Genomic DNA, 17,840 nt, shown 5'->3' with positions numbered 1-17,840 from the left:
TATACCCTATTTATCCCATTCGTCAATAGATTACGTGCTTGAGCTATCGGTTTGCGTCCTATATAAGCAAATCTAGCTTCGGGTTGGTCTTACTTTTCCCTCCAATAATAAACGATGGATTCGTAAGGCCGTAATTGAAGAGCCCATGAAGCTTGCGGTGAATCGGCATAATTGGATAGTAAAATGCTGCCTTCCCCGTGCTCAGGTGAAATATCAATCTCGTCGGCTGATAGAGAAACCGGCTCGCGATAAAAGTTGTTAACGACAAGAAGCTTCTCATTGTGCCATCGGCGTGCATAGGCAAATATCCGTTCATGGTCCGGCAGAAGCAGCCGATAATCTCCGTAGTTGATAATGTCATATTGTTTGCGCAATTGGATTAGTTTTTGATAATAATAAAAAATCGAATCCCGATCTTGCAACGCAGCGTCTACGTTGATGTCCGGATAATTCGGAGCTGCTTGAATCCAAGGCGTGCCCTTCGTGAATCCACCGTGGGCGCTGTGATTCCATTGCATCGGCGTTCTCGCATTATCGCGGGATTTCCGCCTTAATATATCCATGATCGTATCCTGGTTTTTGCCCTGTTCCCGCAAGATGTTGTACATATTTAGCGATTCGACATCACGGTAATCCGCAAGATGATTGAATTCCGGATTCGTCATTCCGATTTCTTCGCCCTGGTAGATAAAAGGCGTCCCTTGCATCATGTGAATCGTTGTTCCCAGCATTTTCGCGGCTTCTACGCGATACTTGCCGCTGTCGCCGAATCTTGACACGATGCGCGGCTGATCATGATTGCACCAGAATAGTGCGTTCCAGCCTCCGCCCGCATGCATTCGCGTTTGCCACTCCGACAGGATTTGCTTCAATTGGATAAAATCGAAATCAGCTTGCGCCCATTTTTCGCCATTCGGGTAATCGACCTTGAGATGGTGGAAGTTAAAGGTCATATTTAATTCCTGCCGCTCGGGATTCGTATACTTGATGCATTCCTCGATCGAAGTGGAAGACATCTCCCCGACCGTTATCGTGTCGTGACGGGCGAGTACTTCCCGGTTCAATTCATGCAAATACTCATGAATGCGAGGTCCGTCCGTATAAAATGGGCGGCCATCCGCCTGTGCATGCTCACCGTTGTCGTTCGGGAAATTTTGATCTTTTGAAATCAAATTTATGACATCCAAGCGGAAGCCGTCGACACCTTTGTCAAGCCAAAATTTCATCATCCGATATACTTCCTGGCGCACTGCGGTGTTCTCCCAATTGAGATCCGCCTGCGTAACATCAAAGAGATGCAAATAATACTGCTTCGTCGTCTCATCGTATGCCCAGGCGCTCCCGCCGAACTTCGATAACCAATTGTTCGGTTCCTTGCCGTCTTGCGGCTCCTTCCATATATAGTAATCCCGATAAGGGTTATCGAGGGAAGCGCGCGACTGCCGGAACCACGAATGCTCCGTTGAAGTGTGGTTCACCACAATGTCCATGATCACCTTTATCCCTCTGCGGTGAGCTTCGTCTACGAGCTTGTCGAAGTCCTCCATCGTTCCATACTGCGGGTTAATCGCATAATAATCGCTAATATCATAGCCATTATCTTTTTCTGGCGACGCATACATCGGGGTTAACCAGATCACATCCACGCCAAGTTCGCGAAGATAATCCAATTTGGCTATAATCCCGTTAATATCGCCAATCCCGTTGCCTGTCGTATCTAGAAAACTTTTCGGATAGATTTGATATACGGCCGCTCTTTTCCACCAAGGTTCTTGCATCGTTACACCCCTCTTCTATAATCCGCTTAAATGCCCGCACCCCCGTCCATTCCTTGCCTGCCTCTTACTTTGCGGTTCCTTTTACTTTGGCAAGCACAAGGGTCAGCACAAACGGTACGGCAACGGCGATGCCCATAGCCATAAAATAAATGCCCCAAAAATCAGTAAATATAGACAAAAATGCTGGAATTCCGCCAATTCCAATCGCAGAGGCCGTTACATGCTTCCAGGCGACCAGCATTCCCGCACAAGCCGCGCCGATCATGGCGCTAATAAATGGAAACTTGAAGGGAATATTCACGCCGAACATCGCAGGTTCCGTCACGCCCAGGAAAGCGGAAATCCCCGAGGTAAGCGCCGTTCCTTGTAATTTGTCGTCTTTGGTGGCGAACATCATCGCAAGCGCCGCCGCTCCTTGCGCGATATTGGACATGACCACCACCGGCCACAGATAGGTTGCATCAAGACTCGAAATCAACTGCAAATCAAGCGCCAGGAACGTATGGTGCATCCCGGTTATGACAAGCAATGGGTAGATTCCGGCATAGATAAACCCTGCCAGCCAGCCAAAGTGATGGAACATCGCGACTACGCCATCGCTAATGGCGTTGCCGATGTGAAACGTAACCGGCCCGATAACCGCAAATGTAATAAATCCAGTGACCAGCAGTGCGATGGGCGCCACCAGCAGCAATTGAATCGAGTCAGGAATGTATTTTCTTAAGAAGAGTTCAATCCGGGCAAGCAAAAAGGATGAGAGCAAGACAGGAATGACTTGTCCCTGATAGCCGATCTTATTGATGGTTAATCCAAACAGATCCCAGTGAGGAACGTCTCCGCTGCTTAACGCGTCGCTTGCAGGGGTGAGAATCGGGTGGATAAGCATCAACCCTAGCACAATGCCAAGGAGCGGGCTCCCGCCGAATCGCTTCACCGCAGACCATGCTATCAAGCCCGGTAAAAATGTAAAAGCAGTGCTTGCAATCAAATTGACAATGCCCGCAAATCCTTGCCATGCCTGGTGAACTTCAATGAATGATTTCTTATCGTAGAAGATGCCCTGTCCAACGAGCAAATTATTCAATCCAAGCAACAAGCCGGATGTGACAATGGCTGGCAGAAGCGGGATAAAAATATCTCCCAACACCTTCACGAATTTTTGCAGAGGGTTTAACTTTTTCGTTGCTTTACCTTGTACTGCTTGCGTTGTCGGGGAAGAAGTCTCTGCGATCCCCGCGATTTGAACCAATTTCTGATAGACTTTATCTACGATCCCTTGACCAATGACAACCTGGAACTGTCCATTTGTGGAAAAAATCGCTTTCACCAAATCAATCTTTTCAAGGTCTGCTTTATTGACTTTGCTCTCGTCTCGCAAGGAAAACCGCAATCTCGTAATACAATGCATAACCTGCTCAATATTTTCCGTGCCGCCAACGGCTTGAATAATCTGTACCACTGACTCTCTCTTAACCGCCATCATTAGCCCTCCAAGATGCCAATGTTCACTTCTATGTATATCAAAGTGACAATCGTGCATTCATTGTGTGTCGCGTTCCTTGTTCGTGTTGTGAAATATTTCATAGCTTAATTTCACTTTCCTCGCCTCTCCCCCTCCTAATAACGCTTACATGATTTCTCCCACCCCTTCTTGTATATACAAGTTACATAGAAATGATAACATGTATATACAACATGGTCAAGCATCGAAATTGGGCTTGTCGCATGTGGAAAAGTAAATGTTGTGTTTTTTTTCTATGGTTACTATAATGGTAGTAACTTTTTTGTGATACAGATTGGAGTTGTTTTCTTTGAATTTCCGGGTATACATGTTGGCGGTCGCCGCCTTCGTCGTCGGCACGGTGGAGCTGATTATCGGAGGACTGCTTGATCAGATCGCGTCCGATCTCGGCATTACGGTCAGTGCGGCAGGCCAATTGATCACGATCTTCTCCGTCGCTTTCGCCGTATCCGCACCGATATTAATGAACGTGACCGCGCGGTTCGAACGGAAGAAGCTGTACTTATTCTTTTTGCTCGTCTTTCTTCTGTCTAATCTGATCGTCTCCTTCAGCTCCGATTACGGGGCGTTAATGGCAGCGCGGGCACTGTCAGCCGCCAGCGGTTCACTCATTATCGTCCTGTCGGTCACGATCGCGTCGAAGCTGGTGCAGCCCGAATATAAAGGCCGGGCGATCGGGATCATCTACATGGGCGTCAGCGGCTCGCTCGTGCTGGGCGTTCCGATCGGCATGGTGATCGGCCATGCTTACGGCTGGAGAGCGCCGTTCCTGTTCATCGCCCTGCTCACGGTCGCCGCCATGATTGCGATTTTCTACTCGCTACAGCCCATTGCACCGTCGCCGACCGCGCCGCTTCGAGCCCAGTTCGCCTCGTTGAAGAACGCCAAGCTCGTAAGCGGGCATCTGCTGGCCTATTTCATGCTGACCGGACACTTGACCTTATATGCGTATTTGACGCCATACCTTCAGGCGACCTATCAATTAAGCCCGGAGATGACGAGCGTCGCCTACTTCCTGTTCGGCATCGCCGCCGTCGCCGGCGGGGGACTCGGGGGCTGGATTGCAGACAAATGGGGAACGAAGCGCTCCATCCTGACCGTCGTAGCCAGCTTCGCCTGCATCATGTTCATCCTGCCCTTCGCGGCCCATCTGCCGTTCTATCTGTTCATGGCGGTGGTCATGCTATGGAGCGCGCTGAGTTGGGCGCTGACTCCGGGACAGCAGAGCTATCTGATGCAGTGCGCGCCCGATACCGCAGATATCCAGTTGAGCCTCAGCTCCTCCGTGCTGCATATGGGCATCGCGACCGGCTCGGTCGTCGGCGGGATTGTGATCGAGAAGAGCTCCGTCACCTACAACGCCTGGATCGGCTGCTCCATTGTCCTGGTGGCACTGGCTGTGGCGGTCTATTCCTTGACCCGCCCGTTCCGCGGCAAGGCGGCGACCGCTCACCAAGCAAGCGCCGGCGCTTCCGCGCCAGTGGCTGAATCGTAATAAGAAGCCGCCCCAGGGTGTGGAGCCTTGGGGCGGTATTGTGCGTAATGCCCGTAAGGAACTTAACATATAAAACACTCCGCAGCGGCAGAGCCAGGCAAGCGTGTTTTCGACACTAATAACGAAGCTGCATCAGCAGGGCCTTCATCTCCTCGTCCTGCATCAGCTCGTCATAATATTTTTGCGAGATCGCCGCCAGCGCGACATCATGATAGAAAAATTCCGTGAAGAAGGTGACGAACGGCTGTGCGCCCGTCTGCATCGCCTGCCAGTTCCCGTGATTGAGTCCGCCGAACATCAGCCTCTCGCCATCAACGACGATGATCGCGAAGCGCTCCAGCCGCTGATGCTCGTCTGTCGGCGTAAGGGTATGCAGCTTCGACAGCCGAGCCTGCGGCATAGGATACCCGGTTACCATCGCCTCGACGCGAAGCCCCTCTTGCTCCTTCCGTTCCAAGAGCGGCACATAGGCCGTGAAGTCGTCCTTCCACATCGAGATCAGAATCGATTGCTCTGCTCCCTCGATCAGGTGCTTGCCGTAGGCTTGAATGCTCGTATCCGATTTGATGGTCCATACCTGATCGTCGACGTATGCCCTGCGTTCGTTGCTTCGTCTGAGCCGGGCAATGCTGTTCTCGAATTCCTGGGCCAGCTTATCGATGACGACCTCTAATGGCAGCGCCGCATACAGCTTCTTCTTGCCGGAGATCGTGTCGGACGCGACGCCCTTGTCGATGAGCCGTGCCAGTACCTCATAGATTTTCGCTTTGGGGACGCCCGAATATTTCACGACCGTTGTCGCATCCATCGGTTCGCCGCTGGAGACGAGCACCTCATATACCTTGCTTTCATATTGAGAAAAACCGAATTTCTGAAGCATGGCTCCTCCTTCTTCCCTTCGTTCTCATCTTGCTGCCGTATCCATACCTCCACTTATTTTACCATGTTCGATCATCGAAAATAGTGAAAAGAGTTCAAAGAAAGGCGGAGCCTTCAAGCAGCCGGACATGACGATGGAAGAGATGATTGAGGTGTGCGTCCCCTTCGTCGTCAAGAACGGGATGGAAGAGCAAGCAGCGCGATCGATGCTGAGGAGCTATCTTCCGACGCTAAAGCGATGGGCCGCTCAATAAGGGGCAGCGATTCCGGAGTTCAGCCGGTCAATATCGTCGAGATCAGAGCGATGATTAATGAAGCGGGGCACCGGACCAGACGGCTCGGTGCTGCTGCTGTTTCATGGGGGTAGAAAGATTTTCCACATTTTTTCTCCTGATCTCCCGTATTGTGAAGAGGAGCGGCCCAATGTGGCAGCGCCTAGGCCGATGCGATGGATATATGCGGAAGAAGCCATGAAGGGGGAAGATTCGAGTTGAAGCAAAACATTGTAGCGGCAGTACTGGCCGCTGTTATGGCATGCTCCATGCCGCTGACCGTCATGGGGGCAGAGACAGGCTCCGCTGCGCCTTGGTATGCCCATGGCGTGAAGTCGCTTGTCAGGGCAGGAGCCATCGACGCCAAGGCCGATCTGACCGCCAAAGTGACGGTTAATGACTTCATCCGCTTTGCGGTGACGATGCTCACGTATAAGCATGGTGTCGATCCGAAGAAGGTCGCGCAAGAGGAAGGCTGGATCCAGGAAGGCGAGCTCGCAAACCCGGGTGACGCGATTATGCGCGGCGAGGCCGCCCGTATTATCGTGCGCGCCTCCGGGCAAGACAGCGAGGAAAGCAGCCTGATTGGCTATGCGGAGCAGGCAAAGTCGCTCGGTCTGCTGCACGGCTATCGCGATGGCAGTCTTCGCGCCGACGAGGCGCTCACCATAAGAGAAGCGGCCGTCGCCCTGGATAATGTCAAGCAGATGCACCTGGACTCAATCGACGATAAGGGGATCGCCCCGATTCCGGTCGAAGACTTTATGCGCAGTCCGGATAGTCTCGACTACAAGCTCTCTTCGGACGGCACTTATTTGACGTATATGGCGCCGTGGGAGAACCGGGCCAACGTATTCGTGAAGAACATGGGAGGCAGCGGCGAACCAGAGCGGGTAACCAGCTCCAAGGATCGGGATATCGCAGCATTTTTCTGGAAGGAAGATACGATCCTGTATGCCAAAGATAACGGCGGGGATGAAAGCTTCCATATCTACTCGTCCAGCTTCAATGGAGCGCAGGAAAAGGACCTGACGCCATATACCGGAGTGCGGGCCGGTCTGGTCAGCCTGCTGGTGGGAATCAAGGACGAGATTCTCGTCATCTTGAACAAAGAGAACAAAGCCGTCTTCGATGTCTACCGGCTGAACATCAAGACAGGCGCGCTCCAACTCGTGGCCAAAAACCCGGGCAACGTCCAGAAATGGCTCGCGGATCGCAACGGCAATATTCGCATGGCCATCGTCTTGAACGGGTACGTGTACGAAATCGTATATCGCGCTTCGGACAAGGAGGAATTCCGTCCCTTCCTGAAGCTGAATGAAGGCGCAGTGCATCTGCTTGGCTTTACGCAGGATAATCAATCCGTCCTCGCCGTCTCCAGTCAAGGACGCGATAAGGCGGCGCTTGTCCGCTTCGACCTGCAGGCGAACGAGCAGGTGCTCTTCGAGCATCCCGAAGTCGATATTGCCAATGCGCTCTATGATTCGAGGCGAGGCCGTCTGCTGTACGCGGCATATGTGACAGACAAGAAGCATTTGAAATTTTTCGATAGCGAATTCGAAGGGCTGTACCGCAAGCTGATGGCAAAGCTAAATGTGAATGAAAGTGAAATCGGAATTAGCGGTTACAACCAGGATATGAACAAGTTCATCGTCAACGTGTCGAATGACAAGACCTCCGGCCGGCATTACTATTACGATGTCACAACGGAGCAACTGACGGAGCTGGCCAATCCGAGCCCGTGGCTGAAGCCAGAGCTGATGGCCGATATGCATCCGATCTCGTATCAGAGCCGGGATGGCCTGATAATTCACGGATATTTGACGCTGCCGAAGTACAAGAAGCCGGAGAACTTGCCGCTCATCGTCCATCCGCATGGCGGGCCATGGTCACGGGACATGTGGGGCTTCAATTCGGAGGTGCAGTTGCTGGCGAACCGTGGCTATGCGGTACTGCAGGTGAATTTCCGTGCGTCTACGGGCTATGGCAAGCGATTCCAGATCGCTGGCAACAAGCAGTGGGGGCGGGACATTCAAAATGACATTACCGACGGCGTGCAGTGGGCGATAAAGCAAGGCATCGCCGATCCGGGTCGCATCGGCATCTACGGCTTTTCTTTCGGTGGATACGCAGCCTTGGCCGGCATTGCCTTCACCCCGGATCTGTATGCCGCCGCCGTCGACTATGCCGGGGTCTCGAATATTTTTACGTTGCTGAAGACAGTACCTCCTTACTGGCTGGCGTTCCGCAATATTCTCTATGAACTGATCGGCCATCCGGAGCAAGACAAGGAGCTGCTAAGGGCCGTCTCACCGATCTTCCATGTCGACCGCATTAAGACGCCGCTCTTCGTCGCTCAGGGCGCCAACGACCCGCGCGTCAATCAAGCGGAATCGGATCAGATCGTCGAAGCGCTGAAGAAGCGGGGCGTCGATGTCCAGTACATGCTGAAGGACAACGAAGGTCACGGATTCAACAACGAGGAGAACCGGATCGAGTTCTATAACGCGATGATCGAATTCTTCGACGATCACTTGAGAAATAAGGACGCGAGTGTAAAAGCCGCCCCGCTGCTGTGAACTGGCAAATCCCCAAGCCTCAGGCCGGTTCGCGGCAGCAAAAAAACGCCGGGGACGCAATTCCTCCGGCGTTCTTCGATGGTCGCCTAGGCAACTTGCGGCTGCGCTCCTTCTGCCGCATTCGTACTACTCGTACCGATGCCATTACGATGGTGGTCAGCATCCATCATACCCATTCCTCCTGTGCGTCAAGCCGAGCCGACTCTTCCTCCCGCTGACGGAAGAAGGCCATGAACGGTTCGCCGAATTGCTTTAGCTTCGCTTCGCCGACGCCTTTGACAAGCATCATCTCCGCTTCCGTCGTCGGCCTCCGCTCCGCCATTTCCCGCAGCGTGCTGTCGTTGAACACGATATAAGGCGGCACACCCGCCTTGCTCGCCAGATCGCGGCGGATCAGACGCAGCTGCTCGAAGATCGTCTCGTCGAACGCGCCGGCGGCCTTCGGCTTCAGCGAGGTCGCGACCCGCTGCGTCACCTGGCGCTGCCCCTTCAGCACCTCGGCTGCGGGCGACAGCAGACGGACGACCGGATACTGTCCTTCGCTCAACTGCAAATAGCCTTCCGCAATAAGCACATAAATCAGGTCGGCAATCGCCTTCTCGGTCAAATGCCGCATCTCCCCATGTGTCGGCAGCTTCTCGAAGCCGTATTGGATCACCTTCTTGTTCCGGGATCCCTTCAGGACAGAGGCCACCATCGAGACACCGAACCGTTCCCGCATCCGGAAGATGCAGGAGAAAATTTTCTGCGCTTCCGTCGTAATGTCGATCGATTCGCGCTCATCCTTGCAGTTCCCGCATATGCCGCAGGCCTCGTCCGACATTTCACCGAAGTAGCGCAGCATGTACGTCTGTAGGCAGCCGGTCGTGTAGCAGTAATCGATCATCGCCTGCAGCTTCTTATATTCGTGCATCTTCCGCTCCGGCGCGGCTTCGCTCTGTTCAATAAAAAATTTCTGCGTCAAAATATCCTGCGGATGGAACAGCAGTACGCATTCGCTCGGCTCGCCGTCCCGGCCCGCGCGTCCGGCCTCCTGTACATACGCCTCCATATGCTTCGGCATATTGTAGTGCAGCACATAGCGCACGTTCGATTTGTCGATGCCCATGCCGAAGGCGTTCGTCGCTACGATGACGCGCAGGTCGTCATACAGGAACGCCTCTTGCATATGCGCGCGCTCCTCGTCCGACATGCCGGCATGGTACCGGCCAGCGGCAAGTCCCGCCTTCCGCAGCATCTCGCACAGATCCTCCACTTCCTTACGCGTCGAGGCGTAGATGATACCCGCCTGATGTGTCCGCTCCCGCACATATTGCTGCGTAAACGCCCGGCGCTCCTCGCCGCGCAGAACGACGAACGCCAGGTTGTCCCGCTTGAAGCCGGTAATAACCCGCTCCGGCTCCCCCAGCTCGAGCAGCCGGATTAAGTCCTCCGTCACCTCCGGCGTTGCAGTGGCCGTAAAGGCCGCCATAAGCGGGCGCGGACGTCCCGCTTCCTCCAACTCCTTCAGAAAAGGCGCGATCGCACGGTAGCTCGGGCGGAAATCATGCCCCCATTGCGACACGCAATGGGCCTCGTCCACCGCAAGCAACGCGATCGGCAGCGACTTCGCCCGCTCCCGGAACCATTCGCTCTCCAGCCGCTCCGGCGCGACATAGAGCAGCTTCAGTTGCCCCTCCTCCGCCCGGCGTACAATCCGTCCCGCCTCCCCCATCTCCTGGGTGCTGTTGATGAACGCGGCCTCCACGCCCAAGCTGTGCAGCGCATCGACCTGATCCTTCATCAGCGAGATGAGCGGCGAGACGACCAGCGTCACGCCCTGCAGCATCAGCGCCGGAATCTGGTAGCAGATCGACTTCCCGCCACCGGTCGGCATAATACCTACCGTATTTTTTCCTTCCAATATAAATTCAATGATTCGCTTCTGTCCCTCGCGGAAATCATCGTAGCCGAAAACCCGCTCCAATGTGCTCCGTGCTTGGTCCATTGATATCATATCCTCGAACTCCTTCTCGCTCTCCCTGCTATTGTTCTAGTATAACCCAACGGGAAGCCGGTTGGGAGTACCCGTTGGGATTCTCTTGGCCCGAGACTCGTTGCCGGCGGTTGGCGCCCATCTGTTCTTTTTGCTATAGTGAGAGCAGTTGAATCTGAAGGCAGGAGCGACCAGAAATGAATGAACGAAGAATCGGTACAGACCGGAGTCATAGAAGTCATAGAGGAAGCAATCCTAAGGAGCGGGCAGCTTGGAAAAAGGGGGCCGGAGCGCGGCCGCGGGTGACCGATGCCTCTGCAGAGCAGGTGAAGCTTGGCGACCGCATCGTTGTCACGATCAAGCGGATCGGCATTAATGGAGAAGGCGTCGGCTATTATCGCAAAAAAGCCGTCTTCCTCGACGGTACTCTGCCGGGCGAGGTCGTGCGGGCGAAGGTGACCGCCGTGCACGACAAGCATATCGTCGCCTCCGTGATGGCGTATGAGAAGGAGTCGCCGGACCGGCGCCAGCCGCCTTGTCCGGTGTACGAGCGCTGCGGCGGCTGCCAACTGCAGCATCTCGCTTACGAGGGCCAGCTCCGGGCGAAGGAGGATCTGGTGCGGGAAGCGTTCCGCCGCTATGCCGGCGTCGAAGGGCAGGCGCTGCCGCTCAAGCCGATGCTGGGCATAGACGATCCGTGGCACTACCGGAACAAAGCCCAACTGCAGCTCGGCGCCAGACAAGACGGCAGCATCGTGGCCGGCCTGTACGAGGCGCAGTCCCACCAGCTCGTCGACATTACGGGCTGTACGATCCAGCACGACCGCATAAATCAGACACTCGAAGAGGTCAAGGTGATTCTGGAGCGGCTGCATATTGCGCCGTATGATGCGAAGCGCCGCAGCGGTGTCATCCGCACGCTCATCGTGCGGACAGGCTTCCAGTCCGACGACCTTCAATTGACGCTCGTCTCCGGCACAGAGACGCTGCCGAAGAGCGACCAGCTCGTCAGCGAACTGCTGCGGGCGGTGCCCGCTCTGACGACGATCGCGCACAATATCAACACACGCAAGACGTCGCTCGTGTTCGGAGACAAGACGCGCATCCTCTGGGGCAAACCGACGATGGAGGACTCGCTCGGCGACGTGAAGTTCTCGCTGTCGCCGCGCGCCTTCTTCCAGCTTAACCCACAGCAGACGCTGAAGCTATATGAGGCGGTGCGCGTAGCCGCCGCCTTGAGCGGGCGGGAACGGGTCGTTGATGCCTACTGCGGAACGGGCACGATCGGCCTGTGGCTCGCGCCGTACGCGGCCGAAGTGCGCGGGATCGAGATCATCCCGGAGGCCGTCGACAACGCCCGCCAGAACGCCGAGCGCAGCGGCCGCACGAACGCCGCCTTCTATGCCGGGGAAGCCGAAGCACTGCTTCCCCGCTGGGTAAAGGACGGCTACCGCCCCGACGTCATCGTCGTCGACCCGCCGCGCACCGGATGCGACGAGCGTCTGCTGCGCGCCGTCCTCGCCGCCAAGCCGAAGCGGCTCGTCTATGTCTCCTGCAATCCGTCCACCTTGGCGAAGGATTGCAAAGTGCTGCTGGCCGGCGGCTACGAACTGGCCTCCGTCCAGCCGGTGGACATGTTCCCGCAGACGGCGCATGTGGAGTGCTGTTCACTGTTCGTACGCAACATCCCCTCCAGAGGGAGGGAGTCGAGATGAACAGGTAACGAAATTTGTTTTTTTGGACATCGTTTGCAAAAATATGATTTCATGGTAATCTATAATCTATAAACAATCATCTTATATGTTTTGCCGAAGAGTGGTGAAGGTTTGAGTACCGTTACTGCGAAGCCGAGGAACTTGGGGGAGCTAATTCAGTACTATCGGCAGAAGAAGGCAATGAGTCTGTCGAAACGGCAAGAAGCGGTCGGCCTTGATAAAGGCAGCCTGTCAAGAATTGAAAACAGCGAAATCTTACGCCCTGATTTTCAATCCATCTTGTCCATCGCAGCTGTATTAGACATTCCCCATTATGACATCGAAATTGTACATAAATGAATCACCAAATGAAGACCGCTTGGATGCCATTGAGAAAGTGTATCGAACAGCAGACACCGTAAATAACCCCTTCACTCAATTATCATTATACAACCCCATCATAGATTACTTGCGCGCTCATGGAATTATGCCTCCTAAAATTTGAACCTGAGATGGAGGCATTCCTTCAAAATCATCGAACGACTCCCGACAAACGATCTAAACTAGCCCTTTATTACAAGTTGAAGATTGACCTACTGGTTGAGGAAAGTAGGGAGACAGCCCTCGACTGCTACATGAAAAGTGCGATGGAATATATGAAACTCTCCTTGCAGAGCAAAGCTTTTGAACCACTTTCCGTAGCAAGGTTAAGAGAGGGAAGGAACTATGATAGATTTGCCGACAATTATGCAAAAAGAGGGGGCTGGACACCTAAGTTATCAAAAATCAATAACCCATTTCAAACCGCTTATACTACTTATAAGTGGAGATATTAGTGTAGTATTGGTGTTCATCCTATTTTTGGCGGCATTTAAATTTCCACCAAAATATCCTTTTTTTTACATAATGACTGCATTATTTATCATAAAGGAAAAGGTGAAGGAAGTGAATAGGATACCTACTATCATAAAAAAATCATGGCTGCCTCTTTTTTTCACGATCATCGTATGTACGATTATTGCAGGTGGAATCTCTATGATCTTATCTGTGGAAGAACAGAGAACAAATAATATTCATAAAAACACGTATCGAATTCAGATCAACCAACAGGATACGAAAGTATATTTTACAAACCAAGATTTATTATCGTGGTTACAGAGGCAAACGGATCATTTTACCTTTTATAAGAACATACCAGTAGAGGCTAGTCGCTTCAGCTTCTCAAATGAAAAATCTTCTATATATAGTATGGATAAAGATTCGGCCTATATTAGTGTTGTGCACAAAGATGAGCAAATTACCAGAAACTCTTATTTTGAAGGTTCAACTATTATAGTCAAGAATAAAAATGATATCAGAGAATTACGGAATATTACAGAAAAATCTAAATTACATTATTATGACTTTATTTATTTCCATATTGTCATTATTTTTGCTGCATCACTAGTCGTTATTAATACTTTGGAATTTGTTAGAAAGAATATAAGGGAATTCAGCATCCATATTTTTTGTGGAGCAACCAAAGTACATATTGCATTACGAATTTTTTTGCAAGTATTTATTGTTTTGTTGCTATGCGCTTCAAAATATTAATTTAAAATTTGATAGTGTATTTCTTTCAATTCTTCTTTGTTAGGGAAAGCTACTCGTCCTCCTTCCCCATTCGTTTGAACTGATTTTCCAGAAGCTTTTGTTGTTGCAGGTACTTCTTGAGCAAACGCAGAAGTTGCGCTTAGGATGGTGGACGCTGCAAGTGCTGTCACTAGTAACAATTTTTTCATGGCTTATTCCTCCAAATATTATTTTTTTCTTTAGATGTATTATCAAAGCTGTATGCACCTAAATATACCATATGTTTACAAGAAAAAAAGGGATATTTTTGTATGAAAGTGACACCTTGTACGAAGTAGCAGGATGTGGTTCTTTGCACTGAAGTAGAAGGGTTCTGTAAAATGGCGTAAAAATACACCCCCTACAATTTATTTTGCTAATATATGGTATATCAGTGTTTATCCAACATCCCCCAAGAAAATCCACCGGGGAGCATCCGTTCTGGGTACCCGGTCAAGGATAGGTGGAAGCAGGGCATCTGAAGGCAGGAGATCTACCACAAAATGTAGAAGGCACGTCCTATCCAATTGATCGAATTGAGATTAAGATCATATAGCCTAAAGTTCCATGTATACGATGTTTGTTGTACCTATTTACGTAATCGTACAGCTCCAACTCAAGATGCTGCTTAAATATGCCGTGGTCTTTCTGGATGCCATTCACTTTTGGGATGAGCTGAAAAACCGCGTCGTTCTGGACATTCTCATTACCTGCGTGGACAATCTAACCGGTTTCTCGCAGGCCATCACCGCTTGCTATCCACAGACCGAAATTCAGAAATGCATCCGCTCATCGTGCGTTCCTGGCGCAATAACTGGGGGGGGGATCTGGAAATCTTCTTCACCTATCCGCCGGAGATTCGCAAGCTTATCTATATCTATACGACCAATATGATCGATAGCTACCATCGCCAGCTTCGTAAAGTCACGAAGGGCAAAAGCATCTTTCCTTCCGATGAGGTATTGCTCAAGATGCTCTACCTCTCGCCGATGTTTATTCAAAACTCTTGACAGCCCCCTGTGATACGGTCATTATATATGGCAGCGATGCCAGACACACTTTTTCCGTAACGTTTTAGACGCAACACCGAAAAGCCTCAAAGAAGATTACACCGTGCAATCCGGGGCAGCGTTCAAACAACACTTGAATATTTTTCAGTTCTGGAAACCCTTTCTTTCATGGCGTATGTATGAGATAATTAATGAGTGGTAAGAAACACTATCTCCGACAATTAATGTATTTAAATTATATATAGAAATGAGGGAAATATAGATGAGTTTTATTATTGAAGCGTTTATTGCTGAGATAATTTCAATTTCTTTTTTTATAATCTTAATTTATTTTATAGTACGTTGTTATAATTATTTTAAAAAAAATGAAAAAAGAATTAGTCAACTAGAAACTGATTTTATTAAATTACAGGAAAAATTAAATAAAGAGTAGTAGTAGAGTCTGTAAAATAGTTTGTGTAAACTCCAAAACCTATTACAATGGAGATAATAGAAAGGCTGGGAGAACACAGCGGCATTCAAGACATTCTCATGACCTGTGTGGACAACCTACCGGCTTCTCTCAAGCCATCGGCTTGCTATCCACAGACCGAAATTCAGAAATGCATCATTTATCAAATTCGACATTCTACGCGTTACATGTCCTACCAAGACATGCATAAGGTCACCGCTGATCCGGAGCCGATCTACAAAGCTGCAACAGAAGAAGCCGCGCTTGCCGAACTGGATCGCTTCGAAGAGCTGGGGAACGGAGTATCCGCCGGAGATCCACAAACTCACCTATACGACCAATATCACCGAGAGCTATCCTCGCCAGCTTCGCAAAGTCACCAAAGGAAAGAGTATTTTCCTTCGGTAGCATTGAGTGGTATGCAGAATAATAAATTTTGCACTCATTTGGAATACGATGTATAATTTTACGTATCTTCTGGGTACCCTTTGCATGGGAGGAATCTTAATTGAATCAGCTTTTTCGCAAAAAAACACTGAACCTCATGCTCGCTCATAGTGAGAAAAAAGAATTAGAACGAACGATGTCATTGATGGATTTAATCTTTCTTGGCGTAGGCTGCGTGATCGGGACCGGGATTTTTGTCGTGACAGGTGTCGTTGCGGCAGAATCTGCGGGACCCGCGATCATGTTGTCATTTGTTATCGCAGGTATTGCCTGCGCACTCGCTGCATTCTGTTATGCCGAGTTTTCTTCTGCCGTACCTGTCTCAGGGAGTGTGTATACGTACACATATACCACGTTAGGTGAATTGTTCGCTTTCCTTATCGGATGGGATCTTATGCTTGAATATGTGATGGCTATTTCTGCCGTTTCCACGGGGTGGTCTGCATACTTTCAATCTTTGCTAGCGGGTTTTAATATCCACCTTCCCACGATTCTCACCTCCGCCCCTAGTGTTGGAGAAGGAGGAGTTATCGATTTGCCGGCCGTTCTGATCATCTTGGCAATTACGGCACTCGTCAGCAAGGGTGTAAAGGAAAGCATCAAATTCAACAATATTATGGTGTTCGTCAAATTAGCTGTAATCCTGCTATTTATTATCGTAGGGGTTTGGTATGTAAAACCTGATAACTGGGTGCCTTTTGCGCCGTTTGGAGTTCAGGGGATTGTAACCGGCGCAGCTACGGTGTTCTTTGCCTATATCGGGTTCGATGTTATCGCTACGGCATCGGAAGAAGTGAAGAATCCGAAAAGAACAATGCCGATTGGGATTATCGGCTCCTTGCTCATTTGTACTATTTTGTATATAACCGTCTCTGGTGTATTAACAGGAATGATCTCGTACACCAAATTAAACGTTGGCGCGCCCGTCGCTTTAGCATTAGAATCTGTCGGGCAAAACGCAATAGCGGGTATCATTTCGATCGGGGCGGTATTTGGCATTACAACCGTAATTCTTGCATTAATCTATGCGCAAGTTCGTTTAACCTACGCCATGAGTCGCGATGGATTATTGCCGCAACAATTCTCAAAGGTGCACGCAAAGACCCGGACTCCATTTGCAAACACATGGTTAACCGGGTTTGTCGCCGCGGGCATTGCAGGTTTTATTGATCTAACCACCCTGGCGCACTTAGTAAATATGGGTACATTGGCTGCGTTTACCCTAATATCGATTGCAGTCATCGTCTTGCGGAAGAAGTTCCCTGACATAAAGGCTTCCTTCCGAGTCCCGTTCGTCCCCGTACTGCCGGCCATTAGCGCCTTGCTGTGTCTTTACCTTGCATCGAGTTTACCGTTAATCACTTGGATTTCCTTTGTGATTTGGATTGCTATTGGTACGGTTATCTACTTTATTTATTCCCGCAAGCATAGCAAGTTGAATGAACGTTGCTAATTCGGACTCAAGACGATTCGTCCGGATTGACAGGCAAGAGGCGGCTTCATTAGCCGCCTCTTGCCATACTCATAGCTCCCCTGTTTCGACGGACGCTTCTGCTTCGTCTTCGAATGGTTCGTTGCCGCTTCCACTTTCGTCGTAAAGCTCCACGTTGTCGTAAGCATGGGCGCGTTCTGAATGGCTGAGGGATGACTCATACTCCGATATATCGAATGCATTTCCGCCAACTGACACATCAAGGGACATCGGGTTTACGTTCCACTTCCATTTCGCCCATTACATATGAATACACGTTCAACCTTAAAATATGGGAGGTACTAAGCTGAAAGATTCAGATTAGGAATCAAAGCTTTGGATCCTTGTCGAAGTAAGTAAATGTTATTAAAAAGTATTTTTCAACAAGAAAGAATTAATTTAGGAGTTGTAAAATCAATTGTTATCATTAATATTTACATTATAAGTATATTTTGGGGGAGTGATTATTTATGAATAGGAAGGTGTCTTTAAAAAAATTTAGTAAAACCAGTCTTATTGTGTTAACAAGCTTCAATTTAATAGCTACAGAAATTTATTGTCCTTCTCCTTTGTATGCAGAAGGACAAACCCCTACAGCAGAGTTCGGTTCCCTATTGACCAAAGGGGAAGAACAATTGCAAGCATTAAAGCAAGAA

Annotated in this window: 15 protein-coding genes and 2 pseudogenes; 11 read left to right on the top strand and 6 right to left on the bottom strand. The window is 50.4% G+C overall.

The features are described from left to right. Positions 1-89 precede the first annotated feature (89 nt). Together treC and treB are read right to left on the bottom strand one after the other, a co-directional pair. A complete protein-coding gene (treC, locus tag PPOP_RS04055) occupies positions 90-1,778 on the bottom strand; it encodes an alpha,alpha-phosphotrehalase (protein ID WP_006284806.1) in 1,689 nt (562 codons plus the stop codon). A gap of 64 nt (positions 1,779-1,842) precedes the next feature. Further along, a complete protein-coding gene (gene treB / locus PPOP_RS04050; protein WP_006284805.1) occupies positions 1,843-3,258 on the bottom strand; it encodes a PTS trehalose transporter subunit IIBC in 1,416 nt (471 codons plus the stop codon). A 349-nt stretch (positions 3,259-3,607) separates the two neighbouring features. On the opposite strand from treB, the gene PPOP_RS04045 reads away from it, so the two are divergent. Next, positions 3,608-4,795: an MFS transporter gene (locus PPOP_RS04045; RefSeq protein WP_006284804.1), complete on the top strand. Its 1,188-nt coding sequence runs from the start codon at positions 3,608-3,610 to the stop codon at positions 4,793-4,795. 115 nt (positions 4,796-4,910) lie between these two features. Here PPOP_RS04045 and PPOP_RS04040 read toward each other — a convergent pair whose 3' ends face one another. Then, positions 4,911-5,675: a TrmB family transcriptional regulator gene (locus PPOP_RS04040; protein WP_006284803.1), complete on the bottom strand. Its 765-nt coding sequence runs from the start codon at positions 5,673-5,675 to the stop codon at positions 4,911-4,913. 133 nt (positions 5,676-5,808) lie between these two features. Between PPOP_RS04040 and PPOP_RS25735 the strand changes: the two genes are divergently transcribed. Both PPOP_RS25735 and PPOP_RS04030 read left to right on the top strand, forming a co-directional pair. Beyond that, positions 5,809-5,928, top strand: a complete 120-nt coding sequence (locus PPOP_RS25735) for a zinc ribbon domain-containing protein (RefSeq protein ID WP_234399668.1) — start codon at positions 5,809-5,811, stop codon at positions 5,926-5,928. 236 nt (positions 5,929-6,164) lie between these two features. After that, positions 6,165-8,525 carry a S9 family peptidase gene (locus PPOP_RS04030; RefSeq protein WP_006284802.1) on the top strand — a complete coding sequence of 787 codons (2,361 nt, stop codon included), beginning with the start codon at positions 6,165-6,167 and terminating at the stop codon, positions 8,523-8,525. A 166-nt stretch (positions 8,526-8,691) separates the two neighbouring features. Here PPOP_RS04030 and recQ read toward each other — a convergent pair whose 3' ends face one another. Further along, on the bottom strand, positions 8,692-10,521 hold the full coding sequence (gene recQ, locus PPOP_RS04025; protein ID WP_042227375.1) for a DNA helicase RecQ: 1,830 nt from the start codon (positions 10,519-10,521) through the stop codon (positions 8,692-8,694). Between the two features lie 176 nt (positions 10,522-10,697). On the opposite strand from recQ, the gene rlmD reads away from it, so the two are divergent. From rlmD to PPOP_RS23815, 3 genes are all read left to right on the top strand, one after another. After that, complete coding sequence (rlmD, locus tag PPOP_RS04020; RefSeq protein ID WP_093470969.1) at positions 10,698-12,215, top strand: 23S rRNA (uracil(1939)-C(5))-methyltransferase RlmD; 1,518 nt, start codon at positions 10,698-10,700, stop codon at positions 12,213-12,215. Positions 12,216-12,395: 180 nt separating this feature from the next. Next, the gene (locus PPOP_RS23820; protein ID WP_234399666.1) at positions 12,396-12,554 is read left to right on the top strand and encodes a helix-turn-helix domain-containing protein; all 159 of its coding nucleotides are present in this window, start codon (positions 12,396-12,398) and stop codon (positions 12,552-12,554) included. Between the two features lie 366 nt (positions 12,555-12,920). Then, entirely contained in the window at positions 12,921-13,787 is an 867-nt protein-coding gene (locus PPOP_RS23815) for a hypothetical protein (RefSeq protein WP_052516575.1), read from the top strand. Here the strand turns inward: PPOP_RS23815 and PPOP_RS04005 are convergent. Continuing rightward, positions 13,784-13,975, bottom strand: a complete 192-nt coding sequence (locus PPOP_RS04005) for a hypothetical protein (protein ID WP_006284797.1) — start codon at positions 13,973-13,975, stop codon at positions 13,784-13,786. The two genes, PPOP_RS23815 and PPOP_RS04005, sit on opposite strands and share 4 nt — an antisense overlap. A 487-nt stretch (positions 13,976-14,462) precedes the next feature. Between PPOP_RS04005 and PPOP_RS19985 the strand changes: the two are divergent. The 4 genes and pseudogenes from PPOP_RS19985 to PPOP_RS03995 all read left to right on the top strand — a co-directional run. After that, positions 14,463-14,797: pseudogene (locus PPOP_RS19985) on the top strand (transposase); the annotation flags it as partial. Positions 14,798-15,077: 280 nt separating this feature from the next. Further along, a complete protein-coding gene (locus PPOP_RS22520; protein ID WP_006284795.1) occupies positions 15,078-15,248 on the top strand; it encodes a hypothetical protein in 171 nt (56 codons plus the stop codon). A 71-nt stretch (positions 15,249-15,319) separates the two neighbouring features. Beyond that, positions 15,320-15,665, top strand: a pseudogene (locus tag PPOP_RS19980) (transposase); the annotation flags it as partial. A gap of 109 nt (positions 15,666-15,774) precedes the next feature. Continuing rightward, positions 15,775-17,166 carry a branched-chain amino acid transporter BcaP gene (locus PPOP_RS03995; RefSeq protein ID WP_006284792.1) on the top strand — a complete coding sequence of 464 codons (1,392 nt, stop codon included), beginning with the start codon at positions 15,775-15,777 and terminating at the stop codon, positions 17,164-17,166. Here PPOP_RS03995 and PPOP_RS03990 read toward each other — a convergent pair. Next, entirely contained in the window at positions 17,163-17,366 is a 204-nt protein-coding gene (locus tag PPOP_RS03990) for a hypothetical protein (RefSeq protein ID WP_148277822.1), read from the bottom strand. The genes PPOP_RS03995 and PPOP_RS03990 overlap by 4 nt on opposite strands. Before the next feature lie 288 nt (positions 17,367-17,654). Here PPOP_RS03990 and PPOP_RS03985 point away from each other — a divergent pair. Next, positions 17,655-17,840 (top strand): hypothetical protein (locus PPOP_RS03985; protein ID WP_006284790.1); only part of this gene is annotated, 186 nt, incomplete at its 3' end.

The organism is Paenibacillus popilliae ATCC 14706, assembly GCF_000315235.1.
GTDB lineage: Bacteria > Bacillota > Bacilli > Paenibacillales > Paenibacillaceae > Paenibacillus_B > Paenibacillus_B popilliae.
The sequence above is the reverse complement of the archived record's forward strand: the minus strand, read 5'-3'. Positions and strand labels throughout refer to the sequence as shown.